The 20,977-nt window shown below is 71.9% G+C and carries 21 protein-coding genes and 1 tRNA gene; 9 read left to right on the top strand and 13 right to left on the bottom strand.

What is annotated here, in order from left to right; genetic code table 11:
• Positions 1 to 10: 10 nt before the first annotated feature.
• A complete protein-coding gene (locus Q8A52_RS23525) occupies positions 11 to 319 on the bottom strand; it encodes a hypothetical protein (RefSeq protein ID WP_316754843.1) in 309 nt (102 codons plus the stop codon).
• Positions 320 to 433: 114 nt separating this feature from the next.
• On the opposite strand from Q8A52_RS23525, the gene Q8A52_RS23530 reads away from it, so the two are divergent.
• A complete protein-coding gene (locus tag Q8A52_RS23530; protein ID WP_316754845.1) occupies positions 434 to 1,387 on the top strand; it encodes an NADP-dependent oxidoreductase in 954 nt (317 codons plus the stop codon).
• 26 nt (positions 1,388 to 1,413) lie between these two features.
• Here the strand turns inward: Q8A52_RS23530 and Q8A52_RS23535 are convergent, their stop codons facing one another.
• Genes Q8A52_RS23535 through Q8A52_RS23550 form a run of 4 tightly spaced genes read right to left on the bottom strand, consistent with a single transcriptional unit; the run spans position 1,414 to position 3,594 of the window.
• Positions 1,414 to 1,725 carry a DUF202 domain-containing protein gene (locus Q8A52_RS23535; RefSeq protein ID WP_408649237.1) on the bottom strand — a complete coding sequence of 104 codons (312 nt, stop codon included), beginning with the start codon at positions 1,723 to 1,725 and terminating at the stop codon, positions 1,414 to 1,416.
• On the bottom strand, positions 1,722 to 2,114 hold the full coding sequence (locus tag Q8A52_RS23540) for a YidH family protein (protein ID WP_263206954.1): 393 nt from the start codon (positions 2,112 to 2,114) through the stop codon (positions 1,722 to 1,724). The genes Q8A52_RS23535 and Q8A52_RS23540 overlap by 4 nt, the downstream gene beginning before the upstream one ends.
• A 10-nt stretch (positions 2,115 to 2,124) precedes the next feature.
• Entirely contained in the window at positions 2,125 to 2,652 is a 528-nt protein-coding gene (locus Q8A52_RS23545; RefSeq protein WP_316754849.1) for an NUDIX hydrolase, read from the bottom strand.
• Between the two features lie 48 nt (positions 2,653 to 2,700).
• Positions 2,701 to 3,594: a DMT family transporter gene (locus Q8A52_RS23550; protein ID WP_316754851.1), complete on the bottom strand. Its 894-nt coding sequence runs from the start codon at positions 3,592 to 3,594 to the stop codon at positions 2,701 to 2,703.
• A gap of 348 nt (positions 3,595 to 3,942) precedes the next feature.
• Between Q8A52_RS23550 and Q8A52_RS23555 the strand changes: the two genes are divergently transcribed.
• The 3 genes from Q8A52_RS23555 (at position 3,943) to Q8A52_RS23565 (ending at position 6,425) form a co-directional block, all read left to right on the top strand.
• Positions 3,943 to 4,971, top strand: a complete 1,029-nt coding sequence (locus tag Q8A52_RS23555) for a hypothetical protein (protein WP_408649238.1) — start codon at positions 3,943 to 3,945, stop codon at positions 4,969 to 4,971.
• 85 nt (positions 4,972 to 5,056) lie between these two features.
• Positions 5,057 to 5,815: a molybdopterin-dependent oxidoreductase gene (locus Q8A52_RS23560; protein WP_316754855.1), complete on the top strand. Its 759-nt coding sequence runs from the start codon at positions 5,057 to 5,059 to the stop codon at positions 5,813 to 5,815.
• Positions 5,799 to 6,425, top strand: a complete 627-nt coding sequence (locus Q8A52_RS23565) for a cytochrome b/b6 domain-containing protein (RefSeq protein WP_316754857.1) — start codon at positions 5,799 to 5,801, stop codon at positions 6,423 to 6,425. The genes Q8A52_RS23560 and Q8A52_RS23565 overlap by 17 nt, the downstream gene beginning before the upstream one ends.
• A gap of 509 nt (positions 6,426 to 6,934) precedes the next feature.
• Here Q8A52_RS23565 and Q8A52_RS23570 read toward each other — a convergent pair.
• Entirely contained in the window at positions 6,935 to 8,332 is a 1,398-nt protein-coding gene (locus tag Q8A52_RS23570; protein WP_316754859.1) for a GntT/GntP/DsdX family permease, read from the bottom strand.
• Positions 8,333 to 8,424: 92 nt separating this feature from the next.
• Positions 8,425 to 8,943, bottom strand: a complete 519-nt coding sequence (locus Q8A52_RS23575) for a gluconokinase (protein WP_316754860.1) — start codon at positions 8,941 to 8,943, stop codon at positions 8,425 to 8,427.
• 150 nt (positions 8,944 to 9,093) lie between these two features.
• Between Q8A52_RS23575 and Q8A52_RS23580 the strand changes: the two genes are divergently transcribed.
• Positions 9,094 to 9,795 (top strand): FadR/GntR family transcriptional regulator, encoded by a 702-nt coding sequence (locus Q8A52_RS23580; RefSeq protein ID WP_316754862.1) that lies wholly within the window; start codon positions 9,094 to 9,096, stop codon positions 9,793 to 9,795.
• A 2-nt stretch (positions 9,796 to 9,797) separates the two neighbouring features.
• On the opposite strand, the gene Q8A52_RS23585 is transcribed toward Q8A52_RS23580, so the two are convergent.
• The 5 genes from Q8A52_RS23585 to Q8A52_RS23605 all read right to left on the bottom strand — a co-directional run bounded on the left by Q8A52_RS23585 (position 9,798) and on the right by Q8A52_RS23605 (position 16,750).
• The gene (locus Q8A52_RS23585; RefSeq protein ID WP_316754864.1) at positions 9,798 to 10,202 is read right to left on the bottom strand and encodes a YchJ family protein; all 405 of its coding nucleotides are present in this window, start codon (positions 10,200 to 10,202) and stop codon (positions 9,798 to 9,800) included.
• Between the two features lie 5 nt (positions 10,203 to 10,207).
• The gene (locus Q8A52_RS23590) at positions 10,208 to 10,921 is read right to left on the bottom strand and encodes a hypothetical protein (protein WP_316754866.1); all 714 of its coding nucleotides are present in this window, start codon (positions 10,919 to 10,921) and stop codon (positions 10,208 to 10,210) included.
• A 48-nt stretch (positions 10,922 to 10,969) separates the two neighbouring features.
• Positions 10,970 to 12,325, bottom strand: coding sequence for a M1 family metallopeptidase (locus Q8A52_RS23595; RefSeq protein WP_316754868.1), 1,356 nt, complete (start codon positions 12,323 to 12,325; stop codon positions 10,970 to 10,972).
• 104 nt (positions 12,326 to 12,429) lie between these two features.
• Positions 12,430 to 16,296: a Pls/PosA family non-ribosomal peptide synthetase gene (locus Q8A52_RS23600; RefSeq protein ID WP_316754870.1), complete on the bottom strand. Its 3,867-nt coding sequence runs from the start codon at positions 16,294 to 16,296 to the stop codon at positions 12,430 to 12,432.
• Between the two features lie 366 nt (positions 16,297 to 16,662).
• Positions 16,663 to 16,750, bottom strand: a tRNA-Leu gene (locus tag Q8A52_RS23605).
• A gap of 199 nt (positions 16,751 to 16,949) precedes the next feature.
• On the opposite strand from Q8A52_RS23605, the gene Q8A52_RS23610 reads away from it, so the two are divergent.
• The 3 genes from Q8A52_RS23610 (at position 16,950) to Q8A52_RS23620 (ending at position 19,929) form a co-directional block, all read left to right on the top strand.
• Positions 16,950 to 18,275, top strand: coding sequence for a M20/M25/M40 family metallo-hydrolase (locus Q8A52_RS23610; protein WP_316754873.1), 1,326 nt, complete (start codon positions 16,950 to 16,952; stop codon positions 18,273 to 18,275).
• A gap of 166 nt (positions 18,276 to 18,441) precedes the next feature.
• Complete coding sequence (chpH, locus tag Q8A52_RS23615; protein ID WP_316754875.1) at positions 18,442 to 18,675, top strand: chaplin ChpH; 234 nt, start codon at positions 18,442 to 18,444, stop codon at positions 18,673 to 18,675.
• 225 nt (positions 18,676 to 18,900) lie between these two features.
• Positions 18,901 to 19,929, top strand: coding sequence for a chaplin (locus Q8A52_RS23620; protein WP_316754877.1), 1,029 nt, complete (start codon positions 18,901 to 18,903; stop codon positions 19,927 to 19,929).
• A gap of 85 nt (positions 19,930 to 20,014) precedes the next feature.
• Here the strand turns inward: Q8A52_RS23620 and Q8A52_RS23625 are convergent, their stop codons facing one another.
• A complete protein-coding gene (locus Q8A52_RS23625) occupies positions 20,015 to 20,203 on the bottom strand; it encodes a DUF5703 family protein (RefSeq protein ID WP_046732800.1) in 189 nt (62 codons plus the stop codon).
• Positions 20,204 to 20,250: 47 nt separating this feature from the next.
• Here Q8A52_RS23625 and Q8A52_RS23630 point away from each other — a divergent pair, with 47 nt between their 5' ends.
• Positions 20,251 to 20,958: a hypothetical protein gene (locus tag Q8A52_RS23630; protein WP_316754885.1), complete on the top strand. Its 708-nt coding sequence runs from the start codon at positions 20,251 to 20,253 to the stop codon at positions 20,956 to 20,958.
• The last annotated feature ends 19 nt before the right edge of the window (positions 20,959 to 20,977 follow it).

Genomic DNA, 20,977 nt, shown 5'->3' on the forward strand with positions numbered 1-20,977 from the left:
TTCCGGCCTGTCAGTGGTCGTCCCAGTGGCCGTCGTGCTCGGCGTGCCGGTGGCCGTCGTGCAGATAGTCGACGTGGTCGCCGTGCCGCACGCGTCCGTGTCCGCAGCCCGCGCCGTGCTGGTGGTCGTGATCTTCGTGCGTGACGTGTCCGGTGGGCTCGCACTCGTCCCAGTGCGCGTCGTGCTCGCGGTGCAGATGCCCGTCGTGCGCGTAGTCGACGTGGTCGCCGTGCGGAACGGCGGTGTGCCCGCAGCCCGGGCCGTGGACGTGGGTGCCGTGGGCGGTGTGTTCCTGGTGTTCCTGGTGGAGGGTGGTCATGGGTGCTCACCTTCGGTGGTGCGGGGTGATGACGTCGGACAGGCTGCCACGCGAACGGCACATATCGGGGCATCCCGGTTGCGTGGCGTCCGACTACCCCAGAGGGTCGGTGCCATGAAGGGCATCAGTTACAGCCGGTACGGCGGACCCGAGGTGCTGGAGTACGGCGATGTGCGCGACCCGAAGGTCGGCCCCGACTCTGTGCTGGTGAAGGTGCGCGCGGCGGGCGTCAACCCGGTCGACTGGAAGTGCCGCGAGGGCCACCTGGACGGCGTCCTGGACACCGTCTTCCCGGTCATCCCCGGCTGGGACGTCTCCGGGGTCGTCGTACAGCCCGGAATCTCCGTCACGGAGTTCACCGTCGGCGACGAGGTCGTCGGCTACGTCCGCGAGGACTTCCTCTCCCGCGGCACCTTCGCCGAGTACGTCGCCGCACCGGTGCGCACCCTCGCCCGCAAGCCGCGCAACGTCTCCTTCGAGGAGGCGGCCGGGCTGCCGCTGGCCGGGCTCACCGCCTACCAGTCGCTCGTCAAGGTCCTGGAGGTCAAGCGGGGCGAGACCGTCCTGGTGCACGCGGCCGCGGGCGGGGTCGGCTCGATCGCCGTCCAGATCGCGGCCCACCTCGGCGCCCGGGTCATCGGTACGGCGAGCGAGCACAACCACGACTTCGTGCGCGGCCTGGGCGGCGAACCGGTCGTGTACGGCGGGGGCCTGGCCGAGAGGGTGCGCGGGCTGGCGCCCGAGGGGGTGGACGCGGCGTTCGACACCATCGGCGGCGACACGCTGCGGATCTCGGCCAACCTGCTCGCGCCCGAGGGCCGCCTGGTGTCGATCGCCGACCCCGAGGTGCTGAGCTACGGCGGCCGTTACCACTTCGTGCGTGCCGACGCGGCGGACCTGCGCGAGTTGTCCGAGCTGGTCGAACAGGGGGCGGTGAGCGTGCATGTGTCCGAGACTCTCCCGCTGGAGCGGGCGGCGGACGCCCACCGCATGAACCAGGAGGGCCGGACCCGCGGCAAGATCGTGGTGACGGTGGACTGGCAGGCGGAGTCGGAGCCGGCGCAGTAGCGGGGCCGTGGGGCCGCGGACAGGATCTAGACGACGAGCACCGCCGCGCACACCGCCGTCGCCACGATGCACAGCACCGCCACCGTTCCCTCCCGTGGCGTCAGGGCCGCGGGGCGGTCGGAGGCCGAGAGGGCGCGGATACGGCGGTGGGCGGCCCACAGGAAGCCCAGCCAGAGGGCGCCGCACAGCGCGCACACGACGAGCGCGGTGGCCGTCACCCCGCCGTGCAGGACGTTCCTCAGCGCGAGCACGGCGGCAACGGCGTACGACAGCGTCGTACGACGCCAGGCGAGCCTGGTCCGCTCCGGCTGCAGCCCCGGGTCCCGCTCGTCGCTCACCCTTCCCACCCGACGAGTACGACGACGACCATCGCCACCGCCACCACCGCGATGACCAGGCTCAGCAGCGCCGGGAAGCGCGACACCGGCAGGTCCTCGCCCCGGCGCATGGCACGCTCGCAGCGCACCCAGTGGTTGACCGCGCGCAGCGAGCACAGCACCCCGGCCCCCAGCAGCGCGAGCGCCAGCCCGACGCGCCAGCCCCAGCGCAGGTCCGGCAGGAACTGGTCCACGGCGAATCCGCCGCCGATCAGTGCGAGCGCGGTCCGCAGCCAGGCCAGGAAGGTGCGCTCGTTGGCCAGCGAGAACCGGTAGTCCGGGGTGCTGCCCTCTTCCCGTACCAGGTCCGGCGCGAACCACAGGCGGACGTTCCGCACGAATTCGATCACGGCCAGGACCCTATCGAGCCGTGTCCCGGGCCGTCCGGTAGGTCTTGAGCCGTTCGTAGGCGGCCAGCCCGTCCGGCACCCACCCCCACTCCCCGAGACGCCGTTCCACCTCGTCCTCGGGCAGGAAGTCGTGCCAGGCGACCTCCTCGGCCTGCGGTCGCACCGGGAGGTCGCAGCGCACCTCGTACACCGCGGACCACCAGGTGCGGCCCGCCTCGTCGTCGTACAGGAACTTGAAGAGGAAGGACGGGCGGGGGAGGCCGGTCACCCCCAGTTCCTCCTCGGCCTCGCGCAGGGCCGCGTCGTCGTAGGACTCGCCCGCGCCCACGACGCCGCCGACGAACATGTCGTGGAGGGAGGGGAAGACCAGCTTGGTCGGTGTGCGGCGGTGGACGAAGATCCGGCCCTCACCGTCGCGGGCTTCGATGAAGACGCAGCGGTGGCGCAGATTGCGGGCGTACGCCTCACCGCGCGGGTACTGCCCGATGACCTGGTCGTGCTCGTCGACGATGTCGAGGATCTCGTCAGCAGCGCTCATGGGCCCATCCAATCAGGGGCCGCGACCCGGCCGGGCCGGGCGGTGGGGTCAGTGCGGCTGCAGGTCCCGGGCCGGGCTCTCCTCCGCCGTGCCGCGCGGCATCGCCGGGTGCAGGCCGAGCAGGACGATGCCCACGACCACGGCGGCGAGGCCCGCCGTCTCCCAGGCCAGCGCCCCGGTGTCGGTGCGCAGCCGGTCCCCGAGGAAGCCCACTCCGCACAGGATCCCGGCCAGCGGCTGGGCGGCGGTCAGCGCGGGCAGCGACATGCGCAGCGGCGCGGTCTCGAACGCGCTCTGCACCAGGATCAGCCCGGTGACGCCGAGCACGAGCACGCCGTACGGCTGCCAGCCGGTGAGCACGTCGGTGAGGCCGCCCGCGGAGAAGCGCTGCCCGCTCACCCGGGTCAGTGCGTCCTGCACGCCGTACAGCAGGCCGGCGGCGAGGGCCAGCAGCACCGGGGCCCAGGTCAGCCGGGAGCGCTTGGCGTAGGTGGTCAGGATCAGTGCCGTGCCCACCATGATGCCGATGATCAGCCAGTGGCGGAACGGGCTGTTGACGGCGGTGCCGCTGTGCGGCTGCCCCGCGACGATGAACATCGTCACGCCGCCCGCGAGCAGCGCGAGGCCGGTCGCGCCCTGGTGGCTCAGCTTGTGTTTGGTCTGGTGCCGGGAGAGGGCGAAGGCGAACAGGAGGTTCGTCGCCAGCAGCGGCTCCACCAGGGAGATCTCACCCTTCCCGAGTGCGATCGCGCCCAGGATCATGCCGGCCACCATCAGCCCGATGCCGCCCAGCCAGCGCGGCACCTTCATCAGGTCGAGCAGCAGGCGGGGCGAGAGGAAGTCGCTGAGCGGTGCCTGCTGGGCGGCGTTCTGCTGGAGCACGAACCCGAAGCCCAGGCAACAGGCCGCGCTCACGGCGAGAATCAGAACCAGAACCGACACGCTGCGTACCTCGATCATCCGGCCGGGCCACGGGTGCGTCAGTGGCCGACTGTAGCGCTCCCGGGACGCCGTTGCCCCTGGGAGTGCCCGGAACCGGGCGGTTGAATCGGTCACGATGCCAGTCGATCAAGGCGGGATCACGGGCGGCGGCGGGACCGTACGGCCATGGTCCGCTGCCCGGAGGGGCGACGCTATGGCGTACGCCACACGGGTGACCTGAGGCGCATCGCTCACCGGTGCGCGTGGCCGCCTCAAGTTCCGCTTCAGGAAGGGTAGTTGAAGGCAGTAATAGCCCGGTTCGGCTTGACGCAAAGTGTTGGCTGAGGGTTTGCTGTGCGTGATCGGTCGATGGCAGTCCGAGAACCAGGAAGTCCTGTGGTGCCCCCACCCCCACACCCGCCTCTGCTCGGTCCCGGCCGTGAACGCACGGCCCAGGCCTTCGACGGCGCCCTCGGCGACTGCGAACTGGTCGTCGCGCGCACCGCCCTGGCCCAGGGCCGCAGGCAGGCGGCCCGTTCGTTGCTGCTGCACACCGGCGACGACTGGGACCGCCGCGGACACCGGATCACCGTCCTCGCCCGGGAGCCCTACGCGGCCGCCTGGGCGCGCGACTGGCTGCTCGCCGAGCCCGGCTCCGCCGACGCCTCCGTGCTGCTCGCCCTGAGCCTGGTGCGGCGCGCCCGGTGCCGCAAGGAGGACCCCGCCGCGGCCCGCGAGGCCTGCCGTGCCGCGGCCGCGCTCGCGCCCGCCGACCCGACCCCGTGGCTCGGCCTGCTCCGGCTGGAGCGCGCCGGGAAGGAGGCGGACCGGATCTTCGCCGAGGTGTGCCGCCGCCACCCCGACCACCACCACGCCCACCATCTGATGGCAGCCCGCCTCGCCGAGCGGCAGACCGAGGACGGCCCGGACCCACGGCACGAGGTGTACGACTTCGCCGACCGCGCCGCCGAGCGGGCCCCTGCCGACTCCCCGCTCGCCGTCCTGCCGGTCGTCGCGCACACCGAGCGCTACCGGGCGCTGGCCGCGGCCGGACGGGCGCCCGCCGACCCGGACGCCTCGGGGCACTGGTCGGGGCGACGGGCCCGGCGCGCGCTGCGGGCCGCCTTCCAGTGGTGGCTGGAGTGGGAGCACGACGACCACCCGCGCCGCCATGTCGACCTGAACTTCCTCGCCCACGCCACGTCCTGCGCGGGCCGGGGCGCCGAGGCCGCCGCGCTGTTCCGGCGCATCGGCCGGCACGCCACCCCCGCGCCCTGGTCGTACCCGGACCGCGACCCGTGCGCCGCGTTCCGCGCGGCACGGGCCCGCGTGCTCGGCGCGGCCGGGGACGGCGTCTCCCGGCAGGGCGCCCTTCGGGACGTGCACCTGCTTTTCTGAGACGCGCGTAAGAAGTGATTACGGAAGTCTGACCTCTGCCCGCGTTCCCTGGTCCCGCGGGGGCCCGGAGTGCTCGAATGAATACGTGAACACCGAACAACCCGAGGAGCGGCCGGAGCACCCGGATCGGCGAGCGTCCGAGGAGGGCCGGCCGATAGGCCGCCGCGTGCTGCTCGGCACCATCGGCCTGGGCGCACTCGGCGTGGTGACCGCACCCACCCTGCAGCGCGGCATGGAGGCCTTCCTCGGCACCGTGTCCGGCCAGGACCCCACGGGCCTGACGGGCCTGCTGCCGAACGGCGGCGGGTTCCGCTACTACTCGGTCGCCGCGTCCGTGCCGCACAAGGGCGCCGTGAACTACCGCCTCACTGTCGACGGACTCGTGGACCACCCGCGCAGCTACACCCTCGCCGACCTGCGCGCCCTGCCCCAGACCCGGGTGGTCAAGGACGTCCAGTGCGTCACCGGCTGGCGGGTCCCGGGCACCCCCTTCGAGGGCGTACGGCTCTCGGACCTCCTGGACGCGGCGGGCGTGCGCGGCAGCGGCAAGGCGATCCGCTTCACCTGCTTCGACGGCGTCTACAGCGAGAGCCTCACCCTCGAACAGGCCCGCCGAGCCGACGTGCTGGTCGCCCTGCGCATGCAGGACAAGGACATCGGCCACGACCACGGCGGACCCGTCCGCCTCTACGTCGCCCCCATGTACTTCTACAAGTCCGCCAAATGGCTCTCCGGCATCACCGTGACGGACCGCGTCCAGCCGGGCTACTGGGAGAAGCTCGGCTACGACGTCGACGCCTGGGTGGGCCGCTCGAACGGACGGACCGATGAGCCTACGAGCTGAGACGCCGGCCCCGCCGGACTCCCGCGTCCGCCGCTTCACCCCGGCCGAGCGCTGGGTTCACCGCACGACGGCCGCCCTGATGGGCATCGTCGTGCTGACCGCGGCCTGCCTCTACATCCCGCAGCTCGCCGTCCTGGTCGGCCGCCGCGAACTGGTCGTCCGCATCCACGAGTGCGCGGGTCTGGCCCTGCCCGTCCCGGTCCTGCTCGGCCTGGCCTCCCGTGCCTTCCGTACCGACCTGGGCTTCCTCAACCGGTTCGGTCCGCACGACCGGCTCTGGCTGCGGGCGGCCCTCGTCCGCGACAAGCGGCGCTCCTCCCGCCCGGCCGGCAAGTTCAACGCCGGGCAGAAGGTCTACGCCGCGTGGATCGCCGGAGCGACGGTGGTAATGCTCGCCACGGGCCTGATGATGTGGTTCACCCACCTCACCCCGCTGATCTGGCGCACCTCGGCGACCTTCGTCCACGACTGGCTGGCCCTCACCATCGGCATCGTCCTCGCCGGTCACATCGGCATGGCCCTCGGCGACCCGGAGGCCCGCCGAGGCCTGCGCACGGGCAAGGTGAGCCGGGAGTGGGCGAAGCGGGAGCATCCGCTCTGGCGGCCTTGAATCCGGCCGTAGTGCGGCGAGCCCGGGTTCGGTCGTCGGACCCGGCCGACCCGGCCGGCCAAGCACCGCGATGGCGAACAGACCGAGCGGCGCGACTTCGTGAGCCGCCGTCCGCCTGTGATCCTCGCCGACATGGACGGGGGTGCCCCGAGCGCGGCCACGGTCTCCCGCACCGACTCGGATGCGGTGCCCTGCGGTCCATTCCGCCAGGGCGCGCCTGAGCATGCTGCCCCGCTGGTCGGCCAGGTCGGCGGCGCGCTTGGGCCGTGCTGAGCGCGCCGGTGTCCAGGCCGTGGGCGACGGCCGCTTCGACGAGATGAGCGCCGTCGCTGCGGACCGGACCGTCCGCCCCGCACCGCCTCCGCGACCCCGTCGGCGGCGACCACGCCCCGTTCGTCGACGTGAGCGTCACGTACCCGCTGGGCTCGGCCCCATGAGGACGGGCAGAGACCAGGAACGCGGGCGGCGGTCGATGGGCCGACCGCCGCCCGCGACATCGCGTGCCGCTCCTAGATCACCAGGGACAGCAGGAGGACCAGGCCGCCCGCGACCACCGAGATGATGCACTCCATGACCGACCAGGTCTTCAGGTTCTGGCCGACGCTGAGTCCGAAGTACTCCTTCACCAGCCAGAATCCGGCGTCGTTGACATGGCTGAGGAAGAGCGATCCGGCGCCGACGGCCAGGACCAGCAGGGCCGCGTGGGTCGTCGACATGTCGGCGGCCAGCGGGGCCACGAGACCCGCCGCCGAGACGGTCGCCACCGTCGCCGAACCCGTCGCCAGCCGGATGGCCACCGCGATCAGCCAGGCCAGCAGCAGGGCCGGTATCGACCAGTCCTTGGAGATGTCCAGGATCATCCGACCGACACCGCTGTCGATCAGCGTCTGCTTGAAGCCGCCGCCCGCGCCGACGATCAGCAGGATGCCCGCGATGGGAGCGAGACCCTTCTCGACCGTCCGCGAGATCCGCTCCTTGCTGAACCCGGCGGGCCGGCCCAACGTGAACATGCCGACGATCACGGCAGTGAGCAGGGCGATCAGCGGGGAGCCGATGACGTCGAAGACGCGCTGCACCAAGTGCGTCGGATCGTCGACCACGATGTCCACCAGCGCCTTGGCCAGCATCAGGACGACCGGCAGCAGGACCGTGGCGAGGGTGACGCCGAAGCCGGGGCGCTTCTCCAGCTCCGCGGAGGGCCGTTGCGGGATCATGCGCTCCGGAGCCGGGACGTCCACCCACCGCGCAGCGACCTTGGAGAACAGCGGACCGGCGATGATCACCGTGGGTATCGCGACGAGGACGCCGAGCGCGAGCGTGACGCCCAGGTTGGCCTTGACCGCGTCGATCGCGACCAGCGGCCCGGGGTGCGGCGGCACCAGGCCGTGCATCACGGACAGGCCCGCGAGCGCCGGGACACCGATGCGCATCAGGGAGTAGTTGCCGCGCTTGGCGACCATCAGGACCACCGGGATCAGCAGCACGATGCCGACCTCGAAGAACAGCGGCAGACCGATCACGGAGGCGATCAGCACCATCGCCCACGGCATCGCCCGGCCCCCCGCCTTGGCGAGGATCGTGTCGACGATCTGGTCCGCGCCGCCCGAGTCGGCGAGCAGCTTGCCGAGGATCGCGCCCAGCGCGATCAGCACACCGACGCCAGCGACCGTGGTGCCGAGCCCGGTGGTGAAACTGACGATCGCCTTGTCGAGCGGCGCCCCGGCGAACGCGCCCAGCGCGAGCGACCCGATGGTCAGCGCCAGGAAGGCATGGAGCTTGAACTTGGTGATGAGCAGGACGATGACGGCGATACCGGCCAGCACGGCGATGCCCAGCTGGGCATGGCCGGCCGAGGTGATCGGCTCGACGGTGTCCGCTGCCAGCATCTCGACGCTGAGTCTGGTCACGGGGTTCCCTTGCAGATACGGGGGACTGGGGAGGGGTGCTGCTGCGGTGGGGGGTGGTGCCGCGGTGAGGCAGAGGTGCTGCCGCGGGGGTGTTACTGCGGTGCGTCGGGAAGCGTGTCCAGCGCCCTGACGGCCCGCTCGGTGATCTCCTCCGGGGACCCGGAGACATCCACGGTGACGCCCGCCTCGTCCGGCTGGAGCGGCTGGAGCGCGGCGAACTGGGAGTCCAGCAGCGTGGCCGGCATGAAGTGGCCCTGCCGGTGCGACATCCGGTCCTCGATGAGCTTCCGGTCGCCCGTGAGGTGCACGAACACGATTCCGGGTGCCGTCGCCCTGAGCCGGTCGCGATACGACCGCTTCAGCGCCGAGCTGCTGACCACCCCGCCGAGCCCGCGCCGCCCGTCCGCCCAGGCGCCGATGGCGTCGAGCCACGGCCACCTGTCCTCGTCGTCGAGCGGGATCCCGGCCGACATCTTGTCGATGTTGGCCTGCGGGTGGAAGTCGTCGCCCTCGGCGTACGGGACGCCGAGCCGGGCGGCCAGCAGGGGACCGATCGTGGTCTTGCCCGTGCCGGCCACGCCCATCACCACGACGACGTGCGGGGTACGCATCACTGCCTCGCTGTCTTCCTCGAGAAGCGACGCCGGCATCCGACATCCGGCGTCGGCCTCACTGAAACGCATTAGGTACGACGAATTCAAGAGTGTGTGATGTATAAGTCTGACTTTTTGTCTCAGTGATCCACTCTGTACGCTGAGTGCATGAGCACACCGGGCCGGGGTCTGCACGGCCATGTACTGGACACCCTCGGCCCCGCCATCACGGCGGGCGAGTATCCGCCGGGCAGCGTCCTGCGCACGGACGAACTGGCGCAGCACTTCGAGGTGTCACGGTCGGTGATGCGCGAGGCGGTGCGTGTCCTCGAGTCCATGCACCTGGTCGAGTCCCGCCGCCGTGTGGGCGTGACGGTCCGCCCCAAGGCCGAGTGGAACGTCTACGACCCGCAGGTCATCCGCTGGCGTCTGGAGGGCGCCGACCGCCCGCACCAACTGCGCTCGCTGACGGTGCTGCGCTCGGCCGTCGAGCCGGTCGCGGCGGGCCTCGCGGCGAAGAACGCGACGGCGGAGCAGTGCGCCGAGCTCACCGAGTGCGCGCTCGGCATGGTGGCCAACTCACGCGGCCACAAGCTGGAGGGGTACCTCGTCCACGACGTCGCCTTCCACCGGGTCATCCTCGCCGCCTCCGGCAACGAGATGTTCGCCCGCCTCGGCGACGTCGTCGCCGAGGTCCTCACGGGCCGCACCCACCACGAGATCATGTTCGAGGACCCCGACCCGGCCGCCGTCACCCTGCACGTCCAGGTCGCGGAGGCGGTGCGGGCGGGCGACGCGGCCCGCGCCGAACAGCTGACCCGAGAGATCACCACGGGCGCCCTCCAGGAACTCGACATCCTGGCGCCGTAGCCCTACTCGCCGAGGAACTCCCCGTCGACGTACACCCACACGCCGTCGACCCGCTCGAACCGGCTCCGCTCGTGCAGCGAGCCGCCCCGGTAGGACGCCCGGAAGGTCACGGTCCCGGTGCTGTGGAAGGCCGACCCGTCCGTCGCGCCCGGCACCTCCAGGCCGGTCCACTTCATCCCCGGGTCGAGGTCCAACTGCTCGGGCCGGGTGCGCGGATGCCATGTCCGCAGCAGATACCCGCTGTCCCGCTTCACGAAGGCGCTGTACCGCGACCGCATGAGCGCCTCGGCGGTCGGCGCGGCCGCGTCACCGCAGTGATACCGGCCGCAGCACTCCGCGTACGGTTCGGACAGGCCGCAGGGGCAGGTGGGCGCGGGCTTCGCGGGGCGGGCGGTACGTCGGGACACGGCCCCTATTGTGCCGTGACGCAGAGCGGCAGGTCCGCGCGGGCCTCGGGGCCCTCCGGACGGCTCCCCAACCGCGCACGGACCACGATGGCCGGGGCTGCGGCCCCCGCCGGGGACGTGTCCTCCCGCGCGGGCGCCGCCTCGATGAACTGCACCAGCAGGGCGCCGGTGACCCGGGTGCCGATCTGCCGCAGCAATGGTGCCGGAAGCACCCACTCGACTCCCTGGTGCAGTACCCCGTCGAGCCTGGAGTGGGTCCGCTTCACGTACCACCCCGTCGGCAGCTGTGGCGCGCTCCGCAGCTTCAGATGGGCCATCATCGCGGCCAGGCCGCCGAGCTCGGGGTAGCCGGCCGCGGTCGTGGCCGCGCCCGCGACCTCCAGCACCGGCTTGATCGCCCGCACGTCCTCGGCAAGGGCGGTGCGCCACTCCCGCTCCCTCTGCACCGGAGACAGGTGGTACACGACCGCCTGGACGTCCTTGCACCGCCACCCGGCGACGGACGGGAACAACAGCTTCACGTGCGTGTCCCGCCGCACCCGCCGTGTCTCGTCGTACCCGAAGGTCCACACGTACAGGTACGCCGGACACCGCGCGGCCTGTTCGGCCCTTGCGTCGAACAGGCTTCCGAGCGGTACCGGCACGGGTTCGGTCTCCCCGAAGACCTCCAGCCAGAACCCACCGGCGTCGTCGGACCACCGGGCCCACCGGGACACCATGACCGCTCAACCCCCTGAGGCAGCACCCCTGTTGGAGCGCACCTTAGCTCAGGCCGAGTCCGCCGTCCCCCGCGATGCGGCCGGAGTCGGCAGCGGGGGCAGCGCACCCCGGAAGAGCCAGGCCTCGAACAGGCCGTCCAGCGGCTCGTCCGCGAATCGGGCCACGTGCGTGGTGAACATCGGCGTGGACACCACCCCGTTGCGGTGCAGCCGCACCCAGCTGCGCAGCATCAGGAAGAACGCGTCGTCGCCGAGCGCGCAGCGCACCGCGTGGATCGCCAGGCCGCCGCGCTCGTAGAGCCGGTCGTCGAACATCGACTTGCGGCCCGGGTCGGCCAGCCGGAGGTCCTGCGGCAGCGTGGACAGCAACCGGTGTGCGACCGCGGCGAGTTGCTGTGCGCTGCGGCCGCCCGAGCGCTCCGACCACAGCCATTCCGCGTACTTGGCGAAGCCCTCGTTCAGCCAGATGTGCCGCCAGTCCGCGATGGACAGACAGTTGCCGAACCACTGGTGCGCGAGCTCGTGCGCGACCAGCCGCTCCGAACCCCGAGCCCCGTCCACATGGTTGGCGCCGAACAGCGACAACCCCTGTGCCTCGACGGGCACATCGAGCTCCTCCTCGGTCACCGCGACCGCGTACTCGTCGAACGGGTACGGCCCGAACAGGTCCTGGAACAGTTCCATCATCGCGGGCTGCCGCGCGAAGTCCCGGGAGAACTCCGGGAGCAGGTGCGCCGGGATGTGCCCGTGCTGCGGAACCCCGCCCGGCCCCGGGTCGCCCAGCAGCACCGTCTGGTACTTGCCGATCGCCAGCCCGACCAGATAGCTCGACGTGGGCGCGGACTGCTCGTACACCCAGGTGGTCGTCGAGGCCTTCGTCGTACGGGTCAGCAGCCGACCGCCCGCGACCACCGAGTACGCCGACGGCGTGGTCACCGAGATCAGATACGACGCCTTGTCGGCGGGCCGGTCGTTGCACGGGTACCAGGAGGGCGCCCCGATCGGCTGGCTCGCCACCAGCGCGCCGTCGTCCAGCTCCTCCCAGCCGATCCCGCCCCAGGGGCTGGGCACCGGCTTGGGGTTGCCGGACCAGTGCACCTCGACGGTGAAGGCGGCCCCGGCGCGCAGCGGCTTCGCCGGGCGGATCCGCAGCCGGCCGCCACGGTGGGTGTAGTGCGGCTGCCGGCCGTCCACCCGCACCCGGCCGATCTTGAAGTCGGCCAGGTTCAGCTGGAATTCGGTGAGCGTCGAACGTCCCGCGATGGCGTTGATCCGGGCCGTGCCCGCCAGCCGGTTGGGGCCGGGACGGTAGTCCAGCGTGAGCTCGTAGCGGTGCACCCGGTAGCGGGGATCACCGTTGTCCGGGAAATACGGGTCCTGACCCGCTGACTGCTGAACTGCCACTGCGCGTCCGCTCCCTGCACTGTGCCGCCACTCCGCATCGCCGGTACCCCGCCCGCGACGATTTTCGCCTCCGGGGCGCCACAGCCGACACCGAGTGCCCGCGCTCAGGGACGCCATGCCTCGATCGGGTTGCCGAGCCAGCGGGTGTCGTCCGGGACGGACTCCGCGGCCATGACGAGCGACGCGGGACCCAGCGTCGTACGGGCCCCGACCGTGCTGCCGGGCAGCACGATCCCGCCAGGGCCCAGCGTGGCGCCCTCACGGAGAACAACAGTATCCGTCCGCAAGATCCGGTCGTGGAAGAGGTGTGTCTGGAGCACGCAGCCACGGTTGACGGTGGCCGCGTCCTCCAGGGTCACCAGGTCCGTCTCCGGCAGCCAGTAGCTCTCCACCCACACGCCCTTGCCGACCCGGGCGCCGAGCCCCCGCAGCCATGCCGTCATCAGCGGCGTGCCCGGCACCGAACCGGCCAGCCAGGGCACGGCCACGACCTCGACGAACGTGTCCGCCAGCTCGTTGCGCCACACGAAGGAGCTCCACAGCGGATGCTCCCCGCTGCGGTGCCGCCCCACCAGCAGCCACTTGGCCACGATCGACACGACGGCCGCCGTCGCCCCGGTCGCGAGCAGCACCAGGCCCGACAGCAGCGGGGCCCAGGCCCCCAGCGCGCACAGCGCCGCCACCGTCAGCACGGCCAGCGCCGCCGAGCAGAACACCGGCACGATCCGGCACAGCTCCACCAGCCCGCGCGCCCACAGCAGCCGGGCCGGCGGGTCGTAGGTACGGCTCTGGTCGCCGTCGCTCGCGCTGCGCGGCAGCTTCACCGGCGGCAGCCCGAGGTACGAGGTGCCCTTCTTGGCCTTCTTCGGGGTCGCCGACAGCACGCCGACCAGACCGCCGTCCGGCACGCTCCGCCCCGGCGCGGTCATCCCGGAGTTCCCGAGGAACGCCCGCCGCCCGATCTCCGCGCGCCCGATCCGCACCCAGCCACCGCCGAGCTCGTACGGCGCCGTCAGCGTGTCGTCCGCCAGAAAGGCCCCGTCGCCGACCGTCGTCAGGCTCGGCAGGGCGAGCACGGTGGACACCTCGGCGCCCCGCCCGATCCGCATCCCGAGCAGCCGCAGCCACACCGGCGTGACCAGGCCCGCGTACAGCGGGAACAGCGTCTCCCGGGACCGGTCCATCAGCTGGGTGACCGTCCACGCCTGCCAGCCGATCCGGCTGTGCGTCGGATGCGTGCCCTCGCGCAGGCCCAGACTGAGCAGCCGTACGGCGATCAGGATCTTCAGCGCGTACACCAGCCCATAGGCCAGCGTGGCCGGGACGAGCGCGAACGCGGCTCCCCGCAGGGCGTCGGCGAGTCCGGTCCCGGGTGTCACGAAGACACCGGCGACCAGCAGTGCGGCCACCCCCGCCGACAGCGGCAGGGCGCTCAGCGCGACGCCCGTCACGCTGTACATCACCCGCCAGTACGTGCCCCGCTGCGGCCGCTCCTTGGGCCAGTTGCGCTTGGCCTTGCCGAGCTTGACCGCGGGCGCGCCGGCCCATCGCTGACCGGTGGGAATCTGCCCGGTGACGGCCGAACCGGGTGCCACCTCGGCCCGTTTGCCGACCCGTGCGCCCGGGAAGAGCATGCCGCGCGTCCCGACGACGGCGTGCGCACCCACCTTCACCGCCCCGATCTCCAGCCGGTCCCCGTCCAGCCAGTACCCGGACAGGTCCACCTCGGACTCCACGGCGGCCCCGCGTCCCAGCTTGAGCATGCCGGTGACCGGGGGCAGCGAGTGCAGGTCCACGTCCGGGCCGACCTTGGCGCCCAGCGCCCGTGCGTACCGCTCCAGCCACGACCCGGTCAGCGTGGTCGCCCCGCTGAACTCGGCCAGCCGTTCGGCGGTCCACAACCGCAGGTGCACACTCCCGCCGCGCGGGTACCGGCCGGGCCGTACGCCCCGCAGCAGCAGCCGCGCCCCGCCCGCGGCGAGCGCGATCCGTCCGGGCGGGCTGAAGAACAGCACGGCGCCCGCCGCGATCAGCCACCAGGGTGCGGTCGGCAGCCAGGAGTAGCCGGGCAGCAGGTTCCCGAGCGCGGCCAGGGCCACCGTCCAGCGCAGCCCGAGCAGGGTGAACAGGGGGACGAGCAGGAGGAGCTGGACGATCCGGGCGCGCACCGGGACCGGGGCGACCGTCCGCTGTGCGCCGTCGTCGTGCGCGGACGCCTCCAGGCGCCGGGCCAGCTTGCGCAGGGTGGGCTGCTGGTAGATGTCGAGGACGGCGGCGCTCGGGTAGCGGGTGCGCAGCCGGGTGGTGAGCCGGGCGGCGGCCAGGCTGCTGCCGCCGATCGCGAAGAAGTCGTCGGAGGCGCTGGTCACCGGGATGCCGAGGACCTCCGCCCACTGCTCGGCGAGCCAGGCCTCGGTGCCGTAGAGCTGCTCGGCCTTCCCGCCGGTCTCCAGGCCTTCCAGGGGCCACGGCAGGGCGTTGCGGTCGACCTTCCCGGACGTCCGGGTCGGCAGTTCGCCGACCGGGGCGAGCAGCGGGACCAGGGCGGCGGGCAGCTCGGCCCGGAGCTTCTCGACGGCGGCCGCGTGCTCCCAGCCGTCCTGGGTGACGACATAGCCGACGAGGAGCTGGTTGCCGCTGCGGGCGGTGCGCACGGCGGCCGCCGCACCGGCGACGCCCGGGAGCGCCTGCAGGGCGGCGTCCACCTCACCGAGCTCGATCCGGCGCCCGCCGAGCTTGATCTGCTCGTCGGCCCGCCCCAGGAAGATCAGCCCTTCGGGATCGGCCTTGACCAGGTCACCGCTGCGGTACGCGCGCTCCCAGCCCAGCGACTGCAGCGGGGCGTACTTCTCCGCGTCCTTCTCGGCGTCGAGATACCGCGCGAGCCCGACCCCGCCGATGACCAGCTGTCCGCTGCCACCCATGGGCACGGGCTCCCCGGCCTCGTCGACGACGGCGAGCTCCCAGCCGCCCAGCGGCAGCCCGATCCGCACCGGCTCCTCACCGGTCATCAGCGCCGCACACGCGACGACGGTCGCCTCGGTGGGCCCGTAGGTGTTCCACAGCTCGCGCCCCTCGGTGACCAGCCGCTGCGCCAGCTCGGGCGGGCAGGCCTCACCGCCGAAGATCAGCAGGCGTACGTCGTTGAGGGTCTCCGGCTCCCAGAGCGCCGCCAGCGTCGGCACCGTGGAGACGACGGTGATCTCCTGCTCGACCAGCCAGGGCCCGAGGTCGGCACCGCTCCTGACCTGCGACCGGGGCACGGGCACCAGACAGGCGCCGTAGCGCCAGGCCAGCCACATCTCCTCGCAGGACGCGTCGAAGGCGACCGACAGCCCCGCCATGACCCGGTCCCCGGGCCCGATGGGCTCCTCGACCAGGAACAGGACCGCCTCGGCGTCCACGAACGCGGCGGCGCTGCGGTGCGTGACGGCGACGCCCTTGGGCTTGCCGGTGGATCCGGAGGTGAAGATGATCCAGGCGTCGTGCTCGGTGCCGGGGCGGGCGGCCGGGACCTCGGACCTGCCGTTGACGGTGATCCGGTGCCCCGCCCCGATCACGGCCCGCACCTGCGCTTCCCCGAACACCAGCTCGGCCCGCTCGTCGGGGTCCTCGGCGTCGACGGGAACATAGGCGGCACCGGCCGCGAGCACGGCCAGGATGGCGACGTACAGCTCATTGGTACCGGACGGCACCCGCACGCCCACCCGGTCCCCGAGCCCGACGCCCGCGTCCGCGAGCCCCCGGCGCAGCCGCTCCACCTCGACGGCCAGCGCCCGGTAGGTGAGCCGTGCCGTCCCGTCGTCCAGGGCGAGCTCGTCCGGGTAGGACCGTACGGAAGCGTCGAACACGTCGACGAGCGTGCGCGGCGAGGCGGCCGCTCCCGCGGAGAAACGTGCCGTGTCGCCGAACTGCTCGCGGATTTCCACGTCGAGCAGGCCGAGGGCGCTGCCCTCCTGTATGGCTGCCATCCGGTCCTCGCGTCTAGTTCCCGGAAGCCTCCGGGGCGCTGGCGGGCCCGCAGGTCTGCCTGGGGTTGTCCGGCTCCAGCTCGGTAACAAGCCGGAAATATTAGTACGACGCTATGCTCCGCCCCTTCGTCCGGCCACTCGGGGCGGCCGTCCGGGGGAGGCCGTGGGCGCGCGCGCATGGCTGTGACCTGGAGGTCCGTGCGCGGGACGAGAGATGGCCCACATCCGTGCAGACCGCACGCAGAACTGCCGTGGCGGACCGCTGAGTTGACCGGCCGTGCGGTGCGCCCGGCCGGATGACCGACAGTCAGGAATCGTCGGCGGGAAAGCCGGAGGGCCCCTGCCGAGCAGGAGCCCTCACTGGTCTGGTGTCCGAGGGGGGACTTGAACCCCCACGCCCGATAAAGGGCACTAGCACCTCAAGCTAGCGCGTCTGCCATTCCGCCACCCGGACAAGGTGTCTGTCGTGCGTGGTTTCCCTCGCGGCGACGAAGGAAACATTACCAGGCTTTCAGGGGTGGCCGATCACACCCCGTTCCGGGCGCCGGGCGGTCGTGAACGGCTTGTGACGGGCCGGGTCCGGCCTTGGGGGCGGAGCGGGGGAGAGGGAGGATGTGGGGGACCGACCAGCAGCGCCAGTGGGAGGAAGCAGCGTGAGCGAGAAGGACACGGCCAGGAGCGTCACGGGCCAGGACGAGGTCGTGGACCTCTGTCGCGAGCTGATCCAGATCGACACCAGCAACTACGGGGACCACTCCGGCCCGGGCGAGCGCAAGGCCGCGGAGTACGTGGCGGAGAAGCTCGCCGAGGTGGGTCTCGAACCGAGGATCTTCGAGTCGCACCCGGGGCGTGCCTCGACCGTGGCCCGTATCGAGGGCGAGGATCCGTCCCGGCCCGCGCTGCTGATCCACGGCCACCTGGACGTCGTACCGGCCAACGGCGACGACTGGACCCACCATCCCTTCTCCGGCGAGGTCACGGACGGGTGCGTGTGGGGGCGCGGGGCCGTCGACATGAAGGACATGGACGCGATGACGCTGGCCGTGGTGCGCGACCGGCTGCGCAGCGGGCGCCGGCCGCCCCGGGACATCGTGCTCGCCTTCCTCGCGGACGAGGAGGCGGGGGGCACGTACGGCGCCCGGTGGCTGGTGGACAACCACCCCGAGCTCTTCGACGGCGTCACCGAGGCCATCAGCGAGGTCGGCGGGTTCTCGTTCACCGTGAACGAGCAGCGGCGCCTCTATCTGATCCAGACGGCCGAGAAGGGCCTGCACTGGATGAAGCTGACCGTGGCCGGCCGGGCCGGGCACGGCTCGATGATCCACCGGGACAACGCGATCACCGAGCTGTCGGAGGCCGTCGCCCGGGTGGGCCGGCACAAGTTCCCGGTGCGCGTCACCAAGACGACCCGGGCCTTCCTCGACGAGCTGGGCGACGCGCTCGGCACCGAGCTCGACCCGGAGGACATGGAGTCCACCCTCGCCAAGCTCGGCAGCATCGCCAAGCTCATCGGCGCGAGCCTGCGCAACACGGCCAACCCCACGCAGCTGAATGCCGGCTACAAGGTCAACGTCATCCCGGGCGAGGCCACCGCCAACATCGACGGCCGGTTCCTGCCCGGGTTCGAGGAGGAGTTCCTCGCCGACCTCGACCGGATCCTGGGCCCGAAGGTGCGGCGCGAGGACGTGCACTCGGACAAGGCCGTGGAGACCACCTTCGACGGGGCGATCGTCGAGGCCATGCAGTCCGCGCTGCTCGCCGAGGATCCCACCGCGAAGGCGATCCCCTTCATGCTCTCCGCCGGCACCGACGCCAAGTCCTTCGACGACCTGGGCATCCGGGGCTTCGGCTTCGTGCCCCTCAAGCTGCCGCCGGAGCTGGACTTCGCGGGCATGTTCCACGGCGTCGACGAGCGGGTGCCGGTGGACGGGCTGCAGTTCGGTGTGCGGGTGCTCGACCGGTTCATCGACGCGTCCTGAAAAAGCCCGCCGAAACAAAGCACCCGGCAACCCTGACAATCGGCCACCTGTGCGGAGGTAACTGAGAAGAGTGAATGTGACCATAGGCTCGTAGCTCCATTACTCCCTCCTCGTTACTGGTGATGCGATCAGCTACTTGGGATCGCTTTGCCAACAAGGAGGAACAATGCTCAAGAAGGTCGTCGCTGCTGCGGCTGCCACTGGTGGTCTGGTGCTCGCGGGTGCGGGCCTCGCCGTCGCCGACTCCGGTGCCCAGGGTGCGGCCGTGCACTCCCCGGGTGTCGCTTCCGGCAACGTCATCCAGGTGCCGGTGCACGTCCCGGTGAACGTCTGCGGCAACACGATCTCGGTGATCGGGCTGCTGAACCCCGCCTTCGGCAACACCTGCGTCAACCACTGACGACGACTCCCCGAGGGGCGTCCTTCCGTCGGCCCCGGAGCGCGCGCCATGCGCTCCGGGGCCGAACGGTTTCTTTTCACGCTGAATTCACCAGGGGAATCGCCGTGCGAATCAATCGCGCGAGTCAACCGTGCGAATCAACCGTGCGAATCAACCGTGCGAATTCGCCGTACGAGTTCAGTGCAGGAAATTCGTAGCAGGAACGAAGGCAGGGGGGAATCACCAATGCGACTGGGCACCCGCAAGGGCCTGATGACCGTGGCGGCGGCCACCGGAGTTCTCGCCGCGGCGGGCGGCTACGCCCACGCCGACTCGGGCGCGAGCGGCTCCGCTTCGAACTCGCCGGGCGTACTGTCCGGCAACACCGTGCAGGCGCCGGTGCACGTGCCGGTGAACGTCTGCGGCAACACCGTGAACGTCGTCGGGCTCCTCAACCCGTCCGTGGGCAACCAGTGCGCCAACCAAGGCGGCTCCGGTGATCACGGCGGCTCGCACGCGGGCGGACACACCTCGGGTTCGCCCGGTGTCGGCTCGGGCAACACCGTGCAGGCTCCGATCGACGTGCCGGTCAATGTGTGCGGCAACAGCGTGAACGTCGTCGGGCTCCTCAACCCGTCCGTGGGCAACCAGTGCGACAACCAAGGCGGCTCCGGTGATCACGGCGGCTCGCACGCGGGCGGACACACCTCGGGTTCGCCCGGTGTCGGCTCGGGCAACACCGTGCAGGCGCCGATCGACGTGCCGGTCAATGTGTGCGGCAACAGCGTCAATGTCGTGGGGGCCGGCAACGCGGCCGTGGGCAACGACTGCGCCAATGGCAGCTCCGGGGGCGGACACCCCAGCCAGCCGCCCGGCGGGGGGCACGGCACGCCCCCGGGCGGCGGTCACGGGACGCCGCCAGGGGGCGGCCACGGCACGCCGCCGCCCGGGCAGCCGGGGCAGCCCGGCACCCCCGGGCACCCCTGTCAGCCGGGTACGCCCGGACACCCGGGTCAGCCGGGTACGCCCGGTCACCCGGGCCACCCCGGTACACCCGGTCACCCGGGCACCCCGCCCACCAAGGGCCACGGCACCCCCGGTGGCTCCTCGCACGGCGCTCCGCAGGGGGCGAACGTCGTCGCCCAGCTGCCGTCCGGCGCCGCGCAGCTCGCCCACACCGGCAGTGACCTGCCGATGGGCATCGTGCTGCCGGTGGGCGCGGGGGCTCTGCTCGCCGGAGCCGTGATGTACCGCAAGGCCCGCGCCTCGGCATAGCGCACGAGCGCGGGACAGGACCGGAACCCGGGAAATCGGAGCGGGCCCCGCCGAAGCGGGGCCCGCTCCGTTCAGGTGCCCTGACTCACCACGTGGCGCGCACCTGGCGGATGATCCGCCGGCGCAACCGCACCCTGCGGCTGCCGTCGCGCATCAGGCTCAGTCGGTCCAACTCCCAGTGTCCGTACTCGGCATGGTCCGTCAGCAGACGCGTCGCCTCCTTGCGGGAGACCCCGCGCGGTACGTACACGTCGACAAATTCGTATTCCGGCATCGCATCTATTGTGCGGGCTGGGGCCCGGTACGGATAGCGTCTGCACTATGTCTGATGCTGCGCAGCCCACCGCTGCCGAGGTACGTGCCGCCGCCGAGGCGGTCAAGACCGCGCTCGACCGTCACCTGGCGGCGGTCGAACGCAGGTCGGGGGAGGACGACCCCGCTGTCTACGAGGCGTTCAACGAGCTGGCCGCGGCCGCCGAGGCGTACGACGAGCTGCTCTACGACCGCTACGACGAGGTCACTCCCTTCGAGATCCCCGGTACGGAAGACACGCTGCCGCCGTACGCGGGCCCCGAGGAACCGAACGCGATCAGCGTGCTGATCCGCCGTGACTACTCCGTCGCGGAACCGCAGCGACTACTGGCGCAGGCCGAGCGGGTCGAGGCGGCGGAGTACGGGGACGGCGCGGACACGGAGGCCTCCGGCACGGTGCACGGGGCGCTGGGGGTCCTGTTCGGGGAGTTCGAACCGGACGAGATCGCCTCCCGGCACAAGGAGTTCGGGCTGGAGGAGGGCGACGCCACGCTGTGGGTGACCGCCGCGGACGACCCCGCCGACCCCGGCGAGTGGCTGGAGGCGCCCTTCGAGCAGGTCGACCCGCAGCGGGTGGTCTGCCGGTTCGACGTCAGCGCGGTCTTCGACGACGAGATCGACGACGAGATCGACGACGTGACCGGGGACGACGATCTCGAGGACGAGCTCGACCTGGACGGCGACGAAGACCTGGAGCCGTTGGACGCGGATCGCTGATCCGTCGATCACCGCCCCG

Origin of the sequence: Streptomyces herbicida, assembly GCF_032656585.1 — a bacterium.
GTDB lineage: Bacteria > Actinomycetota > Actinomycetes > Streptomycetales > Streptomycetaceae > Streptomyces > Streptomyces herbicida.